Source organism: Streptomyces sp. NPDC088812 (genome assembly GCF_044750285.1).
GTDB lineage: Bacteria > Actinomycetota > Actinomycetes > Streptomycetales > Streptomycetaceae > Streptomyces.
Window position 1 is genome coordinate 575244 of the sequence record NZ_JBIVJP010000001.1, and the last position, 20037, is coordinate 595280.

General features: G+C 74.0%; 19 protein-coding genes. 11 read left to right on the forward strand and 8 right to left on the reverse strand.

Going from position 1 to position 20037, the window contains the following annotated elements; all coding sequences use genetic code 11:
• The first annotated feature begins 11 nt into the window (after positions 1-11).
• Positions 12-971 (forward strand): TAXI family TRAP transporter solute-binding subunit, encoded by a 960-nt coding sequence (locus ACIP67_RS02510; protein ID WP_401686144.1) that lies wholly within the window; start codon positions 12-14, stop codon positions 969-971.
• On the opposite strand, the gene ACIP67_RS02515 is transcribed toward ACIP67_RS02510, so the two are convergent.
• From ACIP67_RS02515 to ACIP67_RS02525, 3 genes are read right to left on the reverse strand one after another with little or no spacing between them, the layout of a single operon-like run.
• On the reverse strand, positions 962-2359 hold the full coding sequence (locus ACIP67_RS02515; protein WP_401686147.1) for a sensor histidine kinase: 1398 nt from the start codon (positions 2357-2359) through the stop codon (positions 962-964). The two genes, ACIP67_RS02510 and ACIP67_RS02515, sit on opposite strands and share 10 nt — an antisense overlap.
• On the reverse strand, positions 2359-3033 hold the full coding sequence (locus tag ACIP67_RS02520; RefSeq protein WP_401686150.1) for a response regulator transcription factor: 675 nt from the start codon (positions 3031-3033) through the stop codon (positions 2359-2361). Before ACIP67_RS02520 ends, ACIP67_RS02515 begins: the two co-directional genes overlap by 1 nt.
• An 11-nt stretch (positions 3034-3044) precedes the next feature.
• Positions 3045-4331, reverse strand: a complete 1287-nt coding sequence (locus ACIP67_RS02525) for an MFS transporter (RefSeq protein ID WP_401686781.1) — start codon at positions 4329-4331, stop codon at positions 3045-3047.
• Between the two features lie 268 nt (positions 4332-4599).
• Between ACIP67_RS02525 and ACIP67_RS02530 the strand changes: the two genes are divergently transcribed.
• The 3 genes from ACIP67_RS02530 to ACIP67_RS02540 all read left to right on the forward strand — a co-directional run bounded on the left by ACIP67_RS02530 (position 4600) and on the right by ACIP67_RS02540 (position 8026).
• Positions 4600-4995, forward strand: a complete 396-nt coding sequence (locus ACIP67_RS02530) for a nitroreductase/quinone reductase family protein (RefSeq protein WP_401686152.1) — start codon at positions 4600-4602, stop codon at positions 4993-4995.
• 824 nt (positions 4996-5819) lie between these two features.
• On the forward strand, positions 5820-7049 hold the full coding sequence (locus tag ACIP67_RS02535; RefSeq protein ID WP_401686155.1) for a PP2C family protein-serine/threonine phosphatase: 1230 nt from the start codon (positions 5820-5822) through the stop codon (positions 7047-7049).
• Between the two features lie 158 nt (positions 7050-7207).
• Entirely contained in the window at positions 7208-8026 is an 819-nt protein-coding gene (locus tag ACIP67_RS02540) for a class I SAM-dependent methyltransferase (protein WP_401686157.1), read from the forward strand.
• Positions 8027-8057: 31 nt separating this feature from the next.
• Here the strand turns inward: ACIP67_RS02540 and ACIP67_RS02545 are convergent, their stop codons facing one another.
• A complete protein-coding gene (locus ACIP67_RS02545) occupies positions 8058-8456 on the reverse strand; it encodes a hypothetical protein (protein WP_401686160.1) in 399 nt (132 codons plus the stop codon).
• A gap of 388 nt (positions 8457-8844) precedes the next feature.
• Here ACIP67_RS02545 and ACIP67_RS02550 point away from each other — a divergent pair, with 388 nt between their 5' ends.
• The 5 genes from ACIP67_RS02550 (at position 8845) to ACIP67_RS02570 (ending at position 15508) form a co-directional block, all read left to right on the forward strand.
• Positions 8845-12024: an AfsR/SARP family transcriptional regulator gene (locus ACIP67_RS02550; RefSeq protein WP_401686161.1), complete on the forward strand. Its 3180-nt coding sequence runs from the start codon at positions 8845-8847 to the stop codon at positions 12022-12024.
• A gap of 139 nt (positions 12025-12163) precedes the next feature.
• Positions 12164-12817, forward strand: a complete 654-nt coding sequence (locus ACIP67_RS02555; RefSeq protein ID WP_401686163.1) for a M15 family metallopeptidase — start codon at positions 12164-12166, stop codon at positions 12815-12817.
• 52 nt (positions 12818-12869) lie between these two features.
• Entirely contained in the window at positions 12870-13706 is an 837-nt protein-coding gene (locus ACIP67_RS02560) for an RNA polymerase sigma factor (RefSeq protein ID WP_401686166.1), read from the forward strand.
• A complete protein-coding gene (locus ACIP67_RS02565; protein ID WP_401686169.1) occupies positions 13694-14584 on the forward strand; it encodes a C40 family peptidase in 891 nt (296 codons plus the stop codon). The genes ACIP67_RS02560 and ACIP67_RS02565 overlap by 13 nt, the downstream gene beginning before the upstream one ends.
• A gap of 75 nt (positions 14585-14659) precedes the next feature.
• Positions 14660-15508: a M23 family metallopeptidase gene (locus ACIP67_RS02570; RefSeq protein WP_401686172.1), complete on the forward strand. Its 849-nt coding sequence runs from the start codon at positions 14660-14662 to the stop codon at positions 15506-15508.
• 68 nt (positions 15509-15576) lie between these two features.
• Here the strand turns inward: ACIP67_RS02570 and ACIP67_RS02575 are convergent, their stop codons facing one another.
• Entirely contained in the window at positions 15577-15978 is a 402-nt protein-coding gene (locus ACIP67_RS02575; protein WP_401686175.1) for a hypothetical protein, read from the reverse strand.
• A gap of 84 nt (positions 15979-16062) precedes the next feature.
• The gene (locus ACIP67_RS02580; RefSeq protein ID WP_401686178.1) at positions 16063-16455 is read right to left on the reverse strand and encodes a hypothetical protein; all 393 of its coding nucleotides are present in this window, start codon (positions 16453-16455) and stop codon (positions 16063-16065) included.
• 273 nt (positions 16456-16728) lie between these two features.
• On the opposite strand from ACIP67_RS02580, the gene ACIP67_RS02585 reads away from it, so the two are divergent.
• A complete protein-coding gene (locus ACIP67_RS02585; RefSeq protein ID WP_401686181.1) occupies positions 16729-17439 on the forward strand; it encodes a PH domain-containing protein in 711 nt (236 codons plus the stop codon).
• A 70-nt stretch (positions 17440-17509) separates the two neighbouring features.
• Entirely contained in the window at positions 17510-18259 is a 750-nt protein-coding gene (locus ACIP67_RS02590; RefSeq protein WP_401686184.1) for a hypothetical protein, read from the forward strand.
• 58 nt (positions 18260-18317) lie between these two features.
• Here the strand turns inward: ACIP67_RS02590 and ACIP67_RS02595 are convergent, their stop codons facing one another.
• Positions 18318-19133, reverse strand: coding sequence for an ABC transporter permease (locus ACIP67_RS02595; RefSeq protein WP_401686187.1), 816 nt, complete (start codon positions 19131-19133; stop codon positions 18318-18320).
• Positions 19134-19144: 11 nt separating this feature from the next.
• Positions 19145-20035: an ABC transporter permease gene (locus ACIP67_RS02600; protein WP_401686784.1), complete on the reverse strand. Its 891-nt coding sequence runs from the start codon at positions 20033-20035 to the stop codon at positions 19145-19147.
• Between the last annotated feature and the right edge of the window lie 2 nt (positions 20036-20037).

The following is a 20037-nucleotide window of genomic DNA, read 5'->3' on the forward strand; positions in this document are numbered from 1 at the left end:
ACCATCGTCGGGTGACCGCCCGCCAGCAGGTAGCCCGTCGTTCGCTGCTCGCCCTGGCGACCGCCGTCGCCGCGGCCGGCCCCGCCGCCGGGCCGGCGAGGGTGCGGGAGCAGCCGCTCGTCCTGGCCACAGGGCTGGCGGGAGCGCCGTACGGCATCTTCGGCAGGCGGCTGGCCCGGGAGATCAACCGGCGGGAACCCTCCCTGTCGCTGCGCGTCCGCAACACGTCGGCGAGCGTCCGCAATCTGCGTCTGCTCGGTTCGGGCGACGCCGATCTGGCCCTGGCTCTCGGCGACAGCGCCGCCGACGCGTTCGAGGGCACCGGCGCGTTCGCCGCCCCCGAGCCGGTGTCCGCCCTCGCCCGCATCTACCTCAACTACACCCACCTGGTCACGCACGCCGGCACGGAGGTCACCTCCGTGCCGGACCTCGCCGGGCTCCGGGTGTCCCTCGGGGCGCGGGAGTCGGGGACCGTCACGGTCGCGCAGCGCGTCCTGGCCGCCGCGGGCATCGGGACCCGCATCAGCCCCCGTTACCTCGGACTCGACGACTCGGTCCAGGCCCTGCGGCGGCGCCAGATCGACGCGTTCTTCGCGTCCAGCGGAGTACCGGCCGGCGCCGTCCGAGCCCTGGCGGACGACCGGCGCATCACGCTGGTGCCCCTGGACGGGCTGGCCGAGATCCTGCGCCGCGCCCACGGACCGGCCTACGTGGACGTGTCGATCCCCGCGGGCACCTACGGACAGGCCGCGGAAGTGCCCACGGTCGGAGTCCCCACCTACCTGATGGCCCGCGCCGGCCTGCCCGACGAGGCGGCCTACCAGGTGACCCGGACGATGTTCGCGGCCCGGCTGACCCTGCCCGGGCCGGAGGTGCCGGGCGCCTACCTCGACGAGCGGTACGCCATCGGCACCGGCCCGGTGCCGCTGCACACCGGCGCCGTGCGCTACTACCGCAGCGTCTACGGCTGACGCCCCGGCCGCCGCGGGCCGGCCCGGGGCAGCCTGAACTCCACCAGCAGTCCCCGCGGCCGGCCCGCCCGCAGCACCAGCGTGCCGCCCGCCGCACGGGCCAGTTCGTCGGCGATGGCCAGGCCGAGTCCGCTGCCGTCGACGCCGCCGTGCCGCGGCGAACGCCAGAAGCGGCCCCGGGCCGCGTCGAGTTCCTCCGCGTCGAGCCCCGGCCCGTCGTCCTCCACCCTCAGCAGGACGTCACCGTGCTCCTCGGCGCCGTCCGACAGCGTGACGGTGATGTGCCCGCCGCGCGGAACGAACTTGACGGCGTTGTCGACGGCGATGTCGGTGACGCGGCCCACGGTGTCGGGCGGGCAGAGCGCCACCAGGGCGTCGGGCAGCACGGTGCGCAGGGTCAGCCCGGCGGCGTCGGCCACCTCCGTCCAGACCCGCAGCCGGCGTTCGAGCTCGGCGACGAGATCGACCCTGCGGGCCTGGGCCGGCCCCTTCGTCTCGATGCGCCCGAGGGTGAGGAGGTCCTCCAGCAGAGCGCCGATCCGGTCCATCTCCTCCATCACCCGGGCGTACCGCTCGGTGCCCGACACCGTGAGGTGGCCGCGCAGGTTCTCCAGCCGGAGCGAGAGCACCGCGAGCGGGGTCCGCAGCTCGTGGGAGGCGTCGGAGACGAAGGCGCGCTGCTTGTCCAGCGCGGAGGCCACGGCGTCGGCCATGGCGTTGAACCGGTCCTCCAGCCGCCGCAGTTCGGACGGCCCGCCGCCCGTGTCGGCGATGCGGGCGGTCATCCGGCCCTGGGCGATCGCCTCGGTGACCGCGTCCAGCTCGGCCACCGGGCGCAGGGTCCAGCGCGTGAGCCGGCGTGCGGCCTCGACGGCCAGGAGGAAGGCGCACACGGCGGCCGCCGCCAGGGCCAGCCACACCAGGACGGCGTCCCCGCGGGCCTCGGAGGTCGGGGCGGCCAGCAGCACGACGCCGATCACCTGGGCGTCACTGCCCACCGGCTCGGCGATCACCACGCGGTCCGGGCCGAACGGCGTGACGAGCGGGAGGTGCTCGGTGGTCCGGCCGGCCAGCGCACGCCGCAGCGGGACGGCACTGCGGGGCACCCCGCCGCCCGCCTCGACCAGCACCCCGCCGGTGCCCCGGCGGATCTCGACGGGGGCACCGTAGAGCGAGGCGTAGCGGGTGACCTCGGCACGCAGCACGGTCACGTCGCTCTCCTGGATGGCCTGCTCGGCGAGGTCCGCGAGGCGGGTGGCGTCCGCCCGCCGGGCCAGCAGCAGCTCGGCGGTGCGCTCCTGGGCGTACGCCAGCCCGAGGGGGACGGCCAGCGCGAGCAGCACCCCGCCGATGAGGGCGAGGTAGGTGGCCAGGAGCCGGCGGCGCATCAGCTCCCCAGCCGGTAGCCGACGCCGCGCAGCGTACGGATCAGGTCGGGCCGGCCCGTCTTCGTACGAATGCCCCACACATGGACGTCGAGGGAGCGCGAGGCCGCGAGGAAGGCGTCACCCCACACCGCGTCCATGATCTCCGCACGGCTCCTGACCACCCCCGGGGCGCGGGCCAGCAGACCGAGGACGTCGAACTCGCGGGCCGTCAGACAGACGGCCCGCCCCGCGACGGTGACGGTCCGCGAAGCCAGGTCGATGACGACGTCCCCGACCTCGAGTTCCTGCCGCTCCGGCTCCCGTACGGCGGCCGCGGGAACCTGCCCCACGCGGCGGCGCACCGCGTCCATCCGGGCCAGCAGCTCCTTCACCCGGAACGGTTTGGTGAGGTAGTCGTCGGCCCCGACGCTCAGGCCCTGGAGAACGGTCCGCTCGTCCCCCCGCGCGGTCAGCACGATCACGGGAACGGACGAGACACGGCGCAGCCGGCGGAGCATGTCCAGGCCGTCCATGTCCGGCAGCCCGAGGTCGAGGAGCACGAAGTCGGCACGGTCCTTGCGGCGCAGGCCCTCGTCGGCGCGGGACACCCGCTCGACGAAGTGCCCGCGCTCGCGGAGGGCCAGGGCGAGGGCGTCGGCGAGCCGCTCGTCGTCCTCGATCAGCAGCACGTGCATGGTGCCCCAGACTAGGCCGTGGCCTCGGCCGTCCGGGGCGCGGGCCGCCCGGCCCCGGAGCCGGCCCCGGAGTCGGTCCCGGAGAAGGACACGTCCTTCGTCTCGCGCATGGTGAGGTACACGACCAGCGAGACCGCCGCGCACGCCGTCACGTACCAGGAGAAGCCCGACTCCATCCCGGCGTCCTTGAACCACAGCGCCACGTACTCCGCGGTGCCGCCGAACAGGGCGTTGGCGAGGGCGTAGGGCAGGGCGACGCCCAGCGCGCGGATGCGGGCGGGGAACAGCTCGGTCTTCACCAGGGCGCTCATCGAGGTGTAGCCGGTGATGATCAGCAGCCCCGCCACCATCAGCAGCAGCGCGCTGCCGAACGTCGAGACGTGTCCCAGCGCCGTCATCAGCGGGACGGTGAACAGCATCGCGCCGACACCGAAGGTGATCAGCAGCGGGCGGCGGCCGATCCGGTCCGACAGCGCGCCGGCCAGGGGCTGCACACAGATGAAGACCAGGATCGCGACGAAGCTGACGAGCGTGGCGTCGGTCTTGCTCAGCCCGGCGGTGTTGGACAGGTACTTGGTCATGTACGTCGAGTACGTGTAGTCGGCCAGCGTGCCGCCCATGCTGAAGCCGACGACGAGGGCCACGGTGCGCCGGTACTGCCACAGGCCGCGCAGGGTGCCGCGCTCCTTCTCCTGCGCCGCCTCCTCGACGGCCTTCTCGTACGCCTCGGTCTCGACCAGGCTGCGGCGCAGGTAGAACACGACCGCGGCCCCCAGGGCACCGACGATGAACGGGATGCGCCAGCCCCAGGAGGACAGCGTCTCCTCCGACATGGTCTGCTGGAGCAGGATCTGGAGGCTGAGCCCGATCAGCTGGCCGATCTTCATCGACACCATCTGGAAGCTGCAGAAGAAGCCGCGCCGGCCGGCCGGTGCCGCCTCGCTCAGGTACGTCGCACTGGCCGCGTACTCGCCTCCCACCGACATGCCCTGGAGCATGCGCGCCAGCAGCAGCACGACCGCTCCCCAGTAGCCGACCTGCGCGTGGGTGGGCGCGGCGGCGATGAGGAACGCGCTGAGCGACATCAGCATGACGGTGACGTTGAGGGCGGTCTTGCGGCCCTTGCGGTCGCCGAGCCGGCCGAGCAGCCAGCCGCCGACGGGCCGCATGAAGAAGCCGACCGCGAAGATGCCCGCGGTGTGCAGGAGTTGGGACGTGGTGTCGCCGTCGGGGAAGAAGGCCGAGGCGAAATAGACGGAGAAGGTGGAGTAGACGAACCAGTCGTACCACTCGATCATGTTGCCGACCGAGCCGCCGATGATCGCCTTCCATGGGCCGCGCGCAGCGGCCCGTGCATCCGTCGTGGACACAAGTGTCTCCTGTCTGTCCGAGGGCGTTTCCGCGGCGATCCCGCATCACCGCAGGTCGCAGCAGCGTGACCGATCACCGGGGGGACAGCCAGGGGGGTGTGGCCAGATCTAACGTCCGCTTAAGACTTTCGGAGCCCAGGGGCCCGTCGGGGACCATGGACCCACCAGTGCCCCGAGTGAAGGAGCCCCACGGACGATGCCCGGCCGCGACGACCTCCGCTTCCGCGCGACCACCGCCTTCCAGCGGTACGTCGCCAACCCGCTCACGCGCCGACTGCCGTTCCACACGGTCCTGGAGACCACCGGCCGCGTCTCCGGTCTGCCCCGCCGTACCCCGCTGGGCGGCCGTCGCGTCGGCGACTCCTTCTGGCTGGTGTCGGAGTTCGGGGAGCACTCGCAGTACGTCCGCAACATCCTGGCCGATCCACGGGTGCGGGTGCGCATCCGCGGACGCTGGCACACCGGCACGGCGCACCTGATGCCCGACGACGACCCCGTCGCCCGTCTGCGCACCCTGCCCCGGTTCAACAGCGCGGCGGTACGGGCGCTGGGGACGGGACTGCTCACGGTGCGGGTGGACCTGAGCGACTGACGTGCGAGGTACCGGCGGCCGGCCGGGTCCCGTCGGGCAACCGCCCGGCGGCCGTCGAGGGAGCGCCGGGCGGGCTGCCGGCGCGGGCCAGTGCCACCATCAGCGGGGTGGCGAGCGGCCGCGCCAGGGGGTGCCCGGGCCGGTGCGCGAGGTCCCGCAGGACCGGCGTCCAGACCGTGCCGGGCGCGCCGTCCGCCGGGTGCAGGGGACGGGCGGTCCGCTCCAGGTGGGCCGAACCGCAGCACGCCGGCCAGGGCCGCGAGCGCGGCCGCGCACACGGCGAACCCCGGACGCCGCCGCGTGCGCGCACTGTGCCGTCCGCCGTGCATATGACCGCCCCCGTGGCAGCGCTCCGCGCCGCCGTGTCGCCGTGACCGTTCCAACGGCCCGATACGGCAACGAACGCGCTGTTCGACCCACGTGTGAGGGAGCGTGCGGAAGCGTTCACAGGGCGTGCGGATGCGAGTACGCCCGTTGTGTGCATGGGACACGGGCAAGCGCGGTGAGCACGCGCGCACCGCCGCCGAGCTCCCCCGGCGTCCGCACCCGGCCGTCACGGCGAGGTGCCCGGCCTTCGCGGCCAGGTGTTCGGCCGTCGCGGCGAGGTGCTCGACCACCATGGCGAGGTGCTCGACCCCGCGGTTCCTCCGCTCGCCGTCGACGACCGCGGCGACACCCTCGTCGTGTTCCTCCCCGGGGCCGGAGGGGACCACGCACGCCCGCTGCCGGCGGGCGGCTGTCCGGGTGCCGTGTCCGGCGTGCGGACGTGTCGGCTCCTATCGTGGAACCTCACACGTGAGACCGGACGCCGAGGCAGGCAGGACATGCGGGAAGCGCAGATCGACTATGCGGCGGTCTTCCAGGCCCTGCCCGGCATGGTGGCGCTGCTCACCCCCGACCTGGTCTACGCTGACGCCAACGACGACTTCCTGCGGCTGGCCGGCCGCAGCCGTGAACAACTGCTGGGCCGCTACATCTTCGACGTCTTCCCCGAGAACCCCAACGACCCGGCCGCGGCCGGCATGAGGGAGACCCGGGAGTCGATGCTGCGCGTCGTGGCCACCGGCGAACGCGACACCATGGCGCTGCTGCGCTACGACATCGAGGACCCGATGCGGCCGGGCCGCTGGCAGGAGCACTACTGGAGCCCGGTCAACGCCCCCGTCCGCGGCGCCGACGGGCAGGTCGCGCTGATCGTGCACCGGGTGGAGGAGGTCACCGAACTCATCCGGGCCCGCGGCGGGCGGGGCGGTGACGGCCGGACCAGTGTGCTGGAGGCCGAGCTGTACACCCGCGCCCGGGAACTCCAGGAGATCAACGAACGGCTGCGCCGGGCGCACGCCCGCGAACGCGAGGTCGCCCTCGCCCTTCAGTCGGCGATGCTGCCAACGCCCGCCTCCACCGGCGCGCAGGGCGCGGCCGTGCGCTACCGGCCCGCCGTCGGCGCCCTGAACGTCTGCGGTGACTGGTACGACCTGGTCGACCTGCCGGGCGGGAACCTCGCGATCGCCGTCGGCGACGTCGTCGGCCACGGCCTGGCCGCCGCCTGCGCCATGGGCCAGCTGCGCAGCGCGCTGAGCGCCGCCTGCCGCGTCACCGACGGCCCTGCCCAGGCCCTGGAGGCCCTCGGCCTGTACGCACGCTCCGTCGAGGGCGCCGAGGCGACCACCGTCGTGACCACCTTCGTCGACCGGGACCGGCACACCATCACCTACAGCTGCGCCGGCCATCCGCCGCCCGCCCTGCTCGACCCCGACGGCACGGTCACCTTCCTCGACCGGGCCACCGACCCCCCGCTCGCCGCCCGCCCCGAACACATGGCCCGCCCCCAGGCCGACGTCCGCTTCTCCGAGGGCGCCACGCTGGTCCTGTACACGGACGGTCTGATCGAACGCCGCGGCGAGGACATCGACGTCGGTCTGGCCCGTCTCGCCCACTCCCTCACCCGCCACCGGAACGCCGCCCCGGAACCCATGGCCGACGCCCTGCTGGCGGACCTCCTCTCCCCGTCCGGCAACACCGACGACACCGCCCTGGTGGTCGTCCGGCTGTGACGACGGTCCGCCGGTGCGCACCACACGCTCCGCGCCGACCCGGTGCCGGCGGGCCTGCCGCGGCCGCCGACCGGCGCTCACCGTGCCCGTCACGGGCGCCGGTCGCGGCCTCCCGGCGACGGATCTAGCGTGGATGCAGGCATCCAGGAGGTCCGGCGATGACGGGTTCGCATGTCCCGGGCGGGGCGCAGGCAGGCGCCGGACGGTACGGGAGGGACCTGTTCGAACCGCAGGACCCGCACGAGGCCGGGCGGATCGACGCCGGTGCGCTGGTCTACGACCCCGTCACCACACGCCGTCTGCGGGCGCTGGGCGCGGGACCGGGCTGGCGCTGCCTGGAGGTGGGCGCCGGGACCGGGACGGTGGCGCGCTGGCTGCTGGAGGAGGCGGGTGCGGGGGAGGTGGTGGCCCTGGACCGGGACACCGGCGCGCTGGCCGCCCTCGCGAGCCCCCGACTGCGGGTGGTGACCGCCGATCTGACGGACGAGAGCCTGCGACCGGGTGGCTTCGACCTGGTCCACGCCCGGTTCGTCCTGATGCACCTGCCCGAACGCCGCCGGCTGATCTCGCGGCTCGCCGGGTGGCTGAACCCCGGCGGCTGGCTGGTCCTCGGCGATGCCGTGGAACTGCCCGACGTCCTCGACACCTCCTCCGCCTACCGGCGGACCATGGACGCCATGTGGCAGGCGCTCAGCACGACGATCGGCACCGACACCTCCTCCGTGCCGGCGTACCCGCGTTTCCTGCGGGAGGAAGGCCTGCGGAACGTCGCGGCCGAGCTGGTCTGCCCACCCCTGGTCGCGGGCAGCCCCCTGGCCCGCTTCTGGTCGGAGACCTGGCGCCGGATGCGGCCCGCCCTGGAGGCGACCGGACACGTCGACGCCGACGCCGTCGACGAGGCACTGGCGTACCTGGAATCGCCGCGACTCGCCGAACTCGGACCGGGCATGGCGATGGCATGGGGGCAGCGGCACTGAGATGGCCGGGGCCGCCCGGGACGGGACGGCGTCAGAAGCAGTCCTCGAAGTCCTGGGAGACGCCGGGGACCGGCTGCATGTCCCTGCCGCCCCGGACGTACACCGCGCTGATCCAGCCGCGCGGGCCGCCCGCGTCCACCTGCACCCACCAGTCGTTGACGTAACCGGAGTCCCGCACCACGTCGCCCTGGCTCTGGCAGTACGCGGTGACGTACATCCGGCTGATCCGCACGCGGTCGTACGGCTCGCACTCGAAGCTGCCGCAGTTCCGCATGTTCACGTTCGTCGCCCACACGTACACCTGGGTGGTGTCCGGCGCGGCCTGCGCCGGGGCCGCGGTGAGCAGGGACAGGGCGGCCCCCGTCGCCGCCGCGCCGGCCAGGACGGCCCGGCGCAGCCGGGCCCGGGAGGAGGAGCTGGTGATCGTCATGACTTGCCTCGGCTTTCCGTGCAGGGGGAACGGTGTCGTGCGGGGGACGGCGACGGCGGCGCTCCCGTATGAGCGGGCAGGAGGCGCGGACGGAGGCGGACGGCGACCCCGGCGGTCCCGCGGTGCCGTCATACGACGGGACCGCCCGCCCCGTCCCCCTTACGGCACCGCCCGCCGCCGCCCACCGCCCGAAGGAGCCCCACCCGGCCCGACACCCGATCCCCGACATCCGATCCCCGACATCCGATCCCCGACACCCCGACGACCAGGCCGACCGGACGGTCACGGGCGTCCGCGCCCGCAGGAAGGAGTCCGTCCGGTTTTCTCCGTGCCTGTCCCACCCCGCCGGTAGGGTGGCCCCGTCGCTGACCTGTCAGGACGGGAAATCATGCTGGACGTGCGCCTTCTCGGTCCGGCCGAGGTGTGGTTCGAGGACCGGCGCCTCCCCCTGGGCGGCCCCAAACCGACCGCGATCCTCGCCGCGCTCGTCACCCATCCGGGTGAAGTCGTCTCCACCGAGCGGTTGGTGGACCTCGTGTGGGAGGAGCACGCGCCCGCGACCGCCGGCGCCCTCGTGGCCTCGCACATCGCCGCCCTGCGCAGGGCCCTCACCCCGGTGGGTGCCGCCCGCGCGATCCAGACCCGTTCACCGGGCTACCTGGCCGCCTTCCCCGCCGAGCGGATCGACGCCCGCCGCTTCGAGGCCGGTCTCGCGCTGGGGCGCCGCACGGCCGCGGAGGGCCGCACCGCCGAGGCGGCGGACATCCTGCGGCAGGCGCTGGGACTGTGGCGTGGCCGGGACGCGCTGGAAGGGCTCGGGCAGTTCTTCGCGCGCACCGAGGCGTCCCGGCTCGTCGAGCTGCGGCTCGTCGCCAGGGAAGAGACGTACGCCCTCGACCTGGCGCTGAACCGCGCCGACGACGTGATCCCGGAGCTGCTGGCGCACGTCCGCGCCCACCCGCTGCGCGAACGGCCGCGCGGACAGCTGATGACCGCGCTGTTCCGCGCCGGCCGCCTCCCGGACGCCCTCCGCGTCTTCCGGGAGGGGCGCGAGCTCCTCCGCACCGAACTGGGCATCGACCCGGGGCCCGAGCTGCGCGCCCTGCACCAGGCGCTGCTGACCGGTGACACCGAGGTGCTCGGCCCTCCACGGCCCACGCCCGCCGCCATCCGCCCGCCCCGCACCGCCGCACCCACCCCCGCCGCCGGACCCGCGTCCGCAGCCGCTCCCGCGTCCACCCCCGGACCCGTGCCTGCCGACGCCCCCCGCGCCGCCGGTCCGCCCCCGCGCATCCCTTCCCAACTCCCGCCCGACGTCGCCGACTTCGTCGGACGCGAGGAGCAGATCGCCTGGACGGTCGCCGTCCTGGCCGGCAGCGGCACCCCGGAGCGGACCGCCCCGCCGATCGGCGTCATCACCGGCCGCTCGGGCACCGGCAAGACGGCCCTCGCCGTGCACGCGGGCCACCGGATGGCCGACCGGTTCCCCGACGGGCGGCTCTTCCTCGACCTGAGGGCCGCCGACTCCGCGCCGCTGCGGACCACCGACGCGCTGGCCCGGCTGCTGCGTGCCGTCGGCGTCGACCCCGACGCCCTGCCCGCCGACGCCGAGGACCTGGTCGCCCTCTACCGCACGCACCTCACCGACCGCCGGATCCTGATCGTCCTGGACAACGCCGCCGGCGAGGCACAACTGCGGCCCCTGCTGCCGCCCGGACCCGGCTCCGGCGTCCTGATCACCAGCCGCCGCCGGCTCGTCGCCCTGGAGGGCGCGGTCCGCCTGGACCTGACGGCGCTCGCCGAGGAGGAGGCGATGGAGCTGTTCGGCCGGGTCGCCGGACCCGAGCGGACCGCGGCCGACCCCGACACGGTCGCCGAGATCGTCCGGCTGTGCGGGCGGCTGCCGCTCGCCGTGCGGATCGCGGGCGCCCGGCTCGCCGCCCGCCCGCACTGGGCGCCCGCCCGGCTCGCCGCCCGGCTGCGCGACGGACGCCGCCGACTGGACGAGCTCCGGGCCGGCGACCTCGAACTGCGCACCAGCCTCGAACTCGGCTACGCCGAGCTGGGCCCGCAGGAACGGCGGGTGCTGCGCCGGCTCGCCCTGATGGAGCTGCCCGACTTCGCCGCCTGGACCGCCGCCCCCCTGCTCGACGTGGGCGTGGAGGAGGCGGAGGACGCCGTCGAACGGCTCGTGGACTGCCATCTCATCGAACTCGTCGGCGTCGACGGCGTGGGCCAGATCCGCTACCGCATCCACGACCTGGCCCGCGAACACGCCCGCGAACGCTGCCTGGCGGAGGAGACCGCCGAGGAACGCGAGGCCGCCGTGGCACGGCTGGTCGCCTGCTGGCTGTCACTGGCCCGCGGGGCCGCCGCCCGCGCCCCCGGCGGCGCCTCCCGCCTCGTCCCCGAGCCGCACGCCGAACGGCCGCTCGACGCCGCCGTCGAAGAGGCACTGCTCGCCCGCCCCGCCGACTGGTTCGCCTCCGAGCAGGCCTGCCTGACCGCCGGCGTGGTGCACTGCGCCGCCCACGGCCGGACACGGGCCGCCCGGGACCTGGCCGGCGTGTTGATAGCGAGTTCGGCGGCCCTCTACAACCGGTTCGACGCCTGGTCCCGCTCCCACACGGTCGCCCTGGAGGCCGTACGCCGCTCCGGGGACACCGAGGACGAGGCCTGGCTGCTGAACGGACTGGGCCAACTCCGTTACGAACAGGACAGGTTCGACGACTCGTACGCGTACTTCGGTGACGCGCTGCGGCTGTTCGAGCGGATCGGAACCGGTCCGGACGGCGCCGGCGCGGTCCGCGGACGGGCCGTCGCGCTCGCCGGCATGGGCTCCGCCCGCCGTGAACAGGCCCGCTACGCCGAGGCACTGGAACTGCTGCGGCCCGCGCTCGCCGCGTACGAGCGGCTCGGCGACCAGGTCGCCTGCGCCCACGTCCACTACGGCATCGGCTACGTACACCGCGAGCAGGGCCGGCACGACGAGGCGTGGCGGGAACTCACCCGCGCCCTGGAGCTGTACCGGAAGGCCGCGGACCGGCACGGCGAGGCGCTCACCCTGCGCTCGCTCGGCCTGTGCCACCGGGCACTGGGCCGGCTCACCGAGGCGGAGGACCTCTTCACACAGGCACTGCGCCGTTTCGAGGAGGACGACGACGTGTTCGGCGCGATGTACGCCGGGCAGTCGCTGGCCAAGGTGCACATCCGTCAGGGCCGGCTCGCCGAGGCCCGGGAGCGGCTCGCCGCCTGCCTGGAGGTCACCCGGCAACAGCAGGACACCTTCGGGGAGGCACTCGTGCTGCGCACCCTGGGCGAGTGCCGGCTGGCCGCCCGTGACCTCGACGCCGCCGAGGAGGCGCTGCGCCGGGCACTCGCCCTGTGGGACGGGCTCGGCCTGCCGCTGTGGCGGGCCCGCACCCTGCGCGACCTGGCCACCGTCGCCCGCGGCCGCGGCGACGACGCGTCCGCCGAGGCGGCCCGCGCCGAGGCCCAGGCGGTCTTCCGCCGTCTGGGCAGCCGGGAGGCGGCGGAGACCGGCCGCCCCGGCGAGGCCCGACCCTGACGACCGGCCCACGACGGCGGGCCGGCCCACGACGGCCGACCGATCCGCGACAGCCGACCGGCCCACGACGGTCGGCCTGTACAGGGCTCTGCAGAAGATGTGCATCACTTCTGCAGGACCCTCGGCCACCGTTGACGGCATGACGGACATCATCCTGCTTTCGGACCCCCGGGTGGCGCGCACTCCCGTCGAGGAGTGCGGTGAACCCCTGGCCGACCTGCGCACGGACGGCCGACTGCGCATGGACGCACGGCAGGCCGACGGCGACGGCTCCTACGCCCATCTGCGCACCGGCGTGCTGGAGCGCCTGCTCCAGGCACAGCGCCGGCTGCCCGACGGCGTCCGCTTCCTGGTGGTGGAGGGTTTCCGGCCGCCCGGACTGCAACGTCACTACTACGAGGAGTACGAGGCCGTCATGCGGACCGCTCACCCGGACGCCTCGGAGGCGCGGATACGCGAGGTCACCAGCGCGTACATCGCGCCGCCCGACGTGGCACCGCATGTCAGCGGGGGAGCGGTGGACCTGACCCTGTGCACCGACGACGGCATCGAACTGCCGCTCGGCACCGAGGTCAACGCCACCCCCGAGGAGAGCGCGGGCGCCTGCCGCACGGCGGCGCCCGGCATCGACGCCGAAGCCCGTGCCCACCGGGAGCTGATGGACCGGGCCCTCACCGCGGCCGGGTTCGTCAACTACCCGACCGAGTGGTGGCACTGGTCCTTCGGCGACCGTTACTGGGCCCTCGTCACCGGGCGGCAGGCCGCCCGGTACGGGCCCACCGACCTGCGTTGACCGACCCACGGACGCCTGCGTGGAGTGACCGCCCGCGCAGACGGGGGATCCCATGAACAGCACGCACACCGACATCAGCACGCGCGCCGCCGACCCGGCCGGCGCGGACACCGAAGCACCGGCCTCCGGCGACTGGATGACACCGGAGGAGTTCGACAGGGCGTTCACCGCCGCCATGCCGCGGCTGCGGCGCCGGCTGCTCGCCCTGACCGGTGACCCGCACGACGCGGACGACCTGCTCCAGGACACCTATCTGCGGCTCGCCCGGCGGGCGCACGCCCGCAGACTCGCCCGCCAACGGCACGCCTACGCCTACACCTGCGTCGCCGCGCTCAACCTGCTGCGCGACTCCTGGCAGCAGGCCTCCCGCCGCGAAGTGTGCTGCGAACGGCTGCCCGACCGGGGCTGGGACGGCGGTCTCGCCCTGCGCGAGGCGGAGTCGGCCGTCGTCGACCTGCTGCGCGGCCTGTCCGCCAAGGAGGCGGCGGCCGTCATCCTCGTCGACATCGAAGGGCTCAGCCACGACACCGCCGGGATCCGGCTCGGCACGCACCGCGGCACCGTCCAGCGCAACCGGCAGCGAGCACTGGCCAAGATCCGTGCCGCACTCCAGGCATACGGACCGCTCCCGGACACCGTCTCGTCCACGAAGGCCCGCCGCGACCCGGACCAGGCCGACTTGGACCAGGCCGACCCGGACCAGGCCGACCGGAACCAGGTCGACCGGAACCAGGCCGACCGGAACCAGGTCGACCGGAACCAGGCCGACCGGAACCAGGCTGCCGCGGACCCGACGGCGTCGGACCGGACCGCCCACCCGGCCCGCCCGCACCACTCACCCGCACACCGAGAGCAAAGGAAACCGGGGGACAGTACATGCGCAGCATGAACCGGACGATGACCGCGGCAGGGGGCGTCCTGCTCGCCGCGATGCTCGGCACGACGAGCACGATGACCGCCACGGCGGCACCCGCGGCACCCGCGGCACCGCACCGCACGGCGGCGGCCGACTGCCGGCCGCTCGCCGAGGCCTCCACGCAGGCCCGGGCCGTCGTCGACGCCGCGTGCAGCCAACTGGGAGTCCCGTACTCCTGGGGCGGCGGCTCCATCCACGGACCCACGTACGGGAAGGACTACCCGGGCGGCGGTCCCGGATCGCACGACAGCCAGGTGAAGGGCTTCGACTGCTCGCACCTGGTGCAGTACGCGGCCTGGCAGGGCGCGGGCATCCTGCTGCCCGAGGGCTCCTGGAACCAGGCGCAGTGGCAGGGCGCCACCGCCCGCTTCGGCCGCGGCCAGGGCACCGCCCCGCTCCAGCCGGGCGACCTGGTCTTCTGGGCGAAGAACCCGGGCAACCTGGGCACCGTGCACCACATCGCCGTCTACCTGGGCGGCGGCAAGATGGTCGAGGCCCGCGAGTCCGGGACGCGCGTGATGGTCAGCACCGTCCGCCTCAACGCGGAGTACGCGGGCGCCATCCGCATCACCGGCGGCGGCGGACAGCCGGCCCCGGGCACCAAGCGGTACGTCACATGGGGCACGGGCGTCAACCTGCGGGCCCAGCCCAGCACACGGGCCGAGGTCAAGGCCCGGCTGAACGGGCCCACGCCGGTCGACGTGCAGTGCCAGAAGCACGCCGAGCCGGTGGAGGCCGAGGGGCACCGCAACGACGCCTGGTCGTACCTGCCGGCGTACGGCGCCTGGATCTCCAACATCTTCATCGACGACCCGAAGGCGTGGCTGGACGTCCCGACCTGCGACTTCTGACCGACCCTCGGCCGCCCGGCCCCCCACACGCACACGTCCACCGGTTCGTGTGCCCGCACGAAGGACACCACTTCCATGTCGACGACACGTTCGCCCCAGTCACCGTCCCGGCCTCGGCCCCGGCCCCGGCCCCGGCCCGAGTTCACGGCCCGCATCGCGGCCGCGCTGGCCGCCGTCGCGTCGGCCGCCGCGCTGATCCCGCTGTCCGCGGCCGGCGCCGGTGCCGCACCCGCCGCCTCCGCCCCCACGGCCGTCGCCGCCTACAGCGGTTCGTGCCCCGCCGCCGGGCGGGTCACCCAGGGCTACCACTCCGGCCACGACGGTGTGGACATCGCCAACAACCGGGGCACGCCGATCCACGCGACCGGCCCCGGCACCGTCATCGCCTCGGGCCCCGCGAGCGGCTACGGCCAGTGGATCCGCATCCGCCACGACGACGGCACCGTCACCGAGTACGGCCACATGTACGAGCGGCTGGTCTCGGTCAACCAGCGGGTCAACGGCGGCCAGCTCATCGCCCGAATGGGTTCCGAGGGCCAGTCCACCGGGCCCCACCTGCACTTCGAGGCGCACACCTCGACGTCCAGCACCCGGGGCACGGACCCGATCGCCTACCTCGGCGCGCGCGGGGTGAGCCTGCCCTGCACGCCGGGCGGCGGCGGTGGGAACCCCGGCACGAACTTCACCACCTGGGGCTCCGGCGTCCGGGTCCGCGAGGACGTCCGGCTGAACTCCCGCGTCGTCACCACGCTGTCCGGGCCGACGCCGGTGTACGTCGACTGCCAGAAGCGCGGCGACATGGTGGAGGCCGAGGGCCTCCGCAACGACGCCTGGGCCCATGTCCCGGCTCTCGGCGGCTATCTGTCCAACATCTACATCGACCACAGGGACGCCTGGCTGCCGGGCGTACCCGAGTGCCGCTGACCCACGCACGACAAACCGTGCCCCGGGCCCTCCGACGAGGGCCCGGGGCACGGTCGTGATGCCGGGGTTCAGCAGTGGGGAAGGCCGCCGACCACGACGTTGCCGGCCCAGGCCCAGACCTCGTAGTACTGGACGCCGCCGAAGTCGACGTTCAGCAGGTACCACTCGTTGCTGCCCCAGCCGCCGGACGAGACGTACTCGCCGCGGACGTAGCACTGGGCCACGCCACTGCCCCACTCGGAGCCGGTGTTCGCCACGATCCGGTACGACCTGGCGGGCCCGGAACGGACGTTGCTGTGCGGCTGGAGGATCCTGTCGCTCGGTGCGACGCGGGTGGACGACGCGGACGACGTGGACGAGGTGGACGGCTGGGCGGCGTCCACGGCCTGGGCCGGTACGACGGCCCCGAACAGGGCGACGACCGCGCCGGCCACCACGGCGGTGGAGAGACGGAAGCTGCGCTGGGACATGGTGAACTCCTTCGGAGACGGACGGACTGGGTGGAACGGCGACGAGCGGGACGGTCCCTCGGTGTCGGTCGGGTCCCGTCCCGGTCAGCAGGGGCGGACGGAGTCGGCGGGGTCCCGGCCGATGTCGACGTTGCCGCCCCACACCCACACGTTGTTGTACGGGCCCACGGTGAGGTCGACGCTGTCGTGGACGCTGCCGTGGTACCAGACGTCGGTGCCGTAGCCGCCGGACTTGATGTACTGGCCGCGCGTGTAGCAGACACCGTCCAGGTAGAACCGTTCCCTGATCGAGCCGGTGTTGACGACGACGCCGCCGCCGGTGTTCGGCGCGGAGCGGACATTGCTGTAGGTCTGCAGCGAGACGTAGAAATGGGCGTGGGCGGTGCCCGCCGCGCAGAGGACGGCGAGGGCGGCGCCGGCCGCGACGCCGACGGCGGCCGTCCGGCCGCGCCCCCTGGCCGGCGTGGTGGTGGTCATGCGTGCTCCTTCGGCTTCGGTCGCGGAGCAGGACGGAAGTGGTGAACGCCTGCGCGCTGCTGGGACGGGACACACGGCCCCTGCGTATGAGTGCGGGCGGTGTCGTGAGCCTCGGAGACCTCGGAGAGGGGAGCCGGTCGGCGTTCGGCGGGCGGGGCGCGGGCCTGCGGCACGACATGGCCGGGGAGGCCGGGCTGCTTCACAGGGACCGCCTATAGCATCCCCCCGCCCTCACGCGGATTCCGTGCGGGCCCGGAGAGTGGGGGAGTGGCGATGGACGACGGGATCGAGCGCGAGTACCGCAGACGGCGGGGGGTACCGGCGGCGCAACTCGCCCTGGCGGCGGTGGCGGCGCTGGTCGCCGTCCACGCACTGAACTGGATGACATTGTCGGGGCCGACGTTCGGGGACGTGCTGGCCCTGGTGGCCTGGCTGTGCCTCGGTGGCGGGGTGGCGCTGGAGCAGTGGCGGGCGCGGACGTCCGTCTCGGCCGACGGGATCACCGTACGGGGGCCGTTGCGCACCCGCACCGCGGCCTGGTCGGACGTCTACGGCATCCGCGTCGAGGACAGCAGGCAGGGCAGCCCGCGTTGGCAGGCGTACCTGTACCGCACCGACGGCCGTCGGGTCCGCCTTCCCCACCTGGACGAGGTTCAGGTGACCGACCCGATCGCCGAGGTCGCCGACCTGTGCGCCACCGCCGTACGGCTCGGACTCACGTCCTTCGAGGCGAGGCCGGAGCCGGAGGAGCGCATCCGCCGTGGGACGCGACGGCGCACGGCGTGGCGGCGGGCGGGGATCGGCGGCCTGGTCGTCGCGGCCGTCCTGTTCGCCGTCGACGTCTGGGCGATCCTCACCGACCGGCCGACGCACTCGACCCTGCTGCTCGTGGGAGTCCCCCTGCTCTGCGTCCCCCTCTTCTTCCTCCTCCTGGACCGCCTCGGCGAGGCACTCGCCGCCCGGCGCCCCACCGGTCCCGCCTGATACGCCGTTCCGCCGGTGCCGGTCCGCCGTTCCTGTACAACTGTCGGGCGGTCTCGACGGTCACATGATCATGTCGCAGATTCTCAACGGCCGAGGCGTCTCCGCGAGGTTCGACTCCACCGGCGTTCACATCACCCGTTCCGGCCGGCAGGTCGACATCCCGCTCGCGGCGGTCCGGGAGGTCCGGGCCGCCGCGGCGCGGACCGTCGAGATCGTGCTCACCGACGGTACGGCCCACCGGGTCGAGGGCGGCAACCCGACGGCCACCGCCGCCTTCGCCGCCGCCCTGACCGCCGTACTCCCCGAGGAACGGAACCCGGCGGGCGGCGCCGTGGTGACCGACACGCGGACACCGCGCGACTGGGGCCTCTACACGATCCTGACCCTGGGCGCCGCTGTGGCGCTCGCCTATGTCGGATACGCCGTGTGGGTGACCCTGACGCACGGCGCGCGCGTCCTAGGGGTGATCATCGGCGTCGTGCCGCTCCTGGCCGGCGTCGCGATGCTCGCCTCGGGCCTCGCGGAGGCCGTTCGCCGGATCGTGCTGAGCCGGCGCGGCATCACCGTCCTCGCCGAAGCCGTCGGCAAGGACGGCAAGAAGACGGTGTACGGCTACACGGACGCCGACGGCGGGGTCCACCGCTACACCTGCAAGCGCACCCTCCAGCGCATCCAGCTCGCCTACGACCCGGACGGACGGGTGGGGGCCGCCCACGCGGACTGGCTGCCCTTCGTGGTGGGCAGACTGGTCGTGAAGATCGTCGGGGCCCCGTTCTGGCTGTTCGTCGGCGGGGTGATGATCTTCGGCGTGCTGTGGTGACCCGACGTCCCGCGCCGCCCGCTCCGGTCGTGACTGCCACGGCCGGTGCACGCCCCCTTCACACCCGGCCGCCGGTCGCGGTGCCGGCGGACAGCCGCTGGGCGACGTAGATCGGGACGACGGACAGCAGGACGAGCACCGCCGCCACCACGCTCACCACCGGCGCCTGCTGAGGGCGCGTCATGTTCTCGTAGATCCACAGGGGCAGGGTCTCCACGCCCGGACCTGCGGTGAAGGTCGTCACCACGATCTCGTCGAAGGAGAGCGCGAACGCGAGCAGTCCGCCCGCCAGCAACGCCGAGCGTATCGCCGGGAAGGTGACGTCGGCGAAGGCGCGCACGCCGTGCGCGCCGAGGTCCGCCGCCGCCTCCTCGGACGAGCCGGAGGAGCGCCGGAGCCGGGCGACGACGTTGTTGAAGACGATGACGATGCAGAAGGTGGCGTGCCCGACGACCACGGTGAACAGCCCCAGACCGACACCGAGCGGTTCCAGCACGGTACCGAACGCCGAGTTGAGCGCGATGCCCGTGACGATGCCGGGCAGGGCGATCGGCAGGACGACCACGAAGGAGAGGGCGTCCCGCCCGAAGAAGCGGTGCCGGGCGACGGCGAAGGCGATCAGCGTGCCGAGGACCAGCGCGACGGCCGTGGCACCGAGGCCGGCCTTCACCGACACCCACAGCGCCTGCCGGGCACCGGAGTTGTGCCAGGCGGCCGACCACCAGTGGAGGGTGAGGCCGGACGGCGGCCAGCCCGCGCTGCGGTCGGGGTTCAGGGAGTTGACGAGGACGAGCAGGAGCGGACCGTAGATCACCGCGAAGCCGAGCCCGGCGGCGGCACGCAGCGCGATGCGCGCGGAGCGGGAGAGTCGCATGACACACGTCCCTAGAGACTGCTCAGGGCGCCGGTGCGGCGCATCGCCAGCAGATACAGCACGACGACGGCCACGGGGACCGTCCCGAGCGCGGCCGCCATGGGCAGGTCGAGCTCGAAGTGGGAGTAGACGAGGTTGCCGATCAGCTGGCTCTTGCCGCCGACGATCTGCACGGTGATGTAGTCGCCCAGGCTGAGCGAGAAGGTGAACACCGACCCCGCGGCGACCGAGGGCAGCACCATGGGCAGGACGACCGAACGGACGGTGCGCCCGGCCCGCGCGCCCAGGTCCGCCGACGCGTCGAGCAGGGTGTCGGGCAGCTGCTCCAGCGCGGTGTGGACCGGCAGGATCATGTACGGCAGCCAGAGGTACGTCAGCGTGAGGACCGTGGCGGGGAGCCCGTACCCCGGTCCGTCGAGCCCGAACGGTCGCAGCATCCAGTCGGCGAGCCCGCCCTGGGACAGGATCAGCCGCCAGGCGTACACCTTGACCAGGTAACTGGCCCACAGCGGGGTGAGGACGGCGACCACGAGCATCGGACGCCACCGGGGCTTCGCGACCCGGGCGGTGTAGAAGGCGAGGGGGAAGGCGATCACCGCGCACAGGACGGTGACCGCCACCGCCACGCCGATGCTGCGCAGGACCACCTGCCGGTAGACCGGCGTGGTGAACAGTGCCCGGAAGTTGTCCGTGGACCAGACCCGCACGACCTCGGAGGTGAACGAGTCGGTCGTCCAGAACGCGGAGACGAACAGCACGGCCAGCGAACCGAGGTAGAGCACGGCCAGCCACAGCAGGGGGGCGGCCAGCAGCAGGGACAGCCGGAGCCGGGGACGGCGGTGCAGCGCCCCGGCGAGCCGCCGGACGGGGGAGCGCCCGGCGGCCCGCACGGCGGTGGCCATCG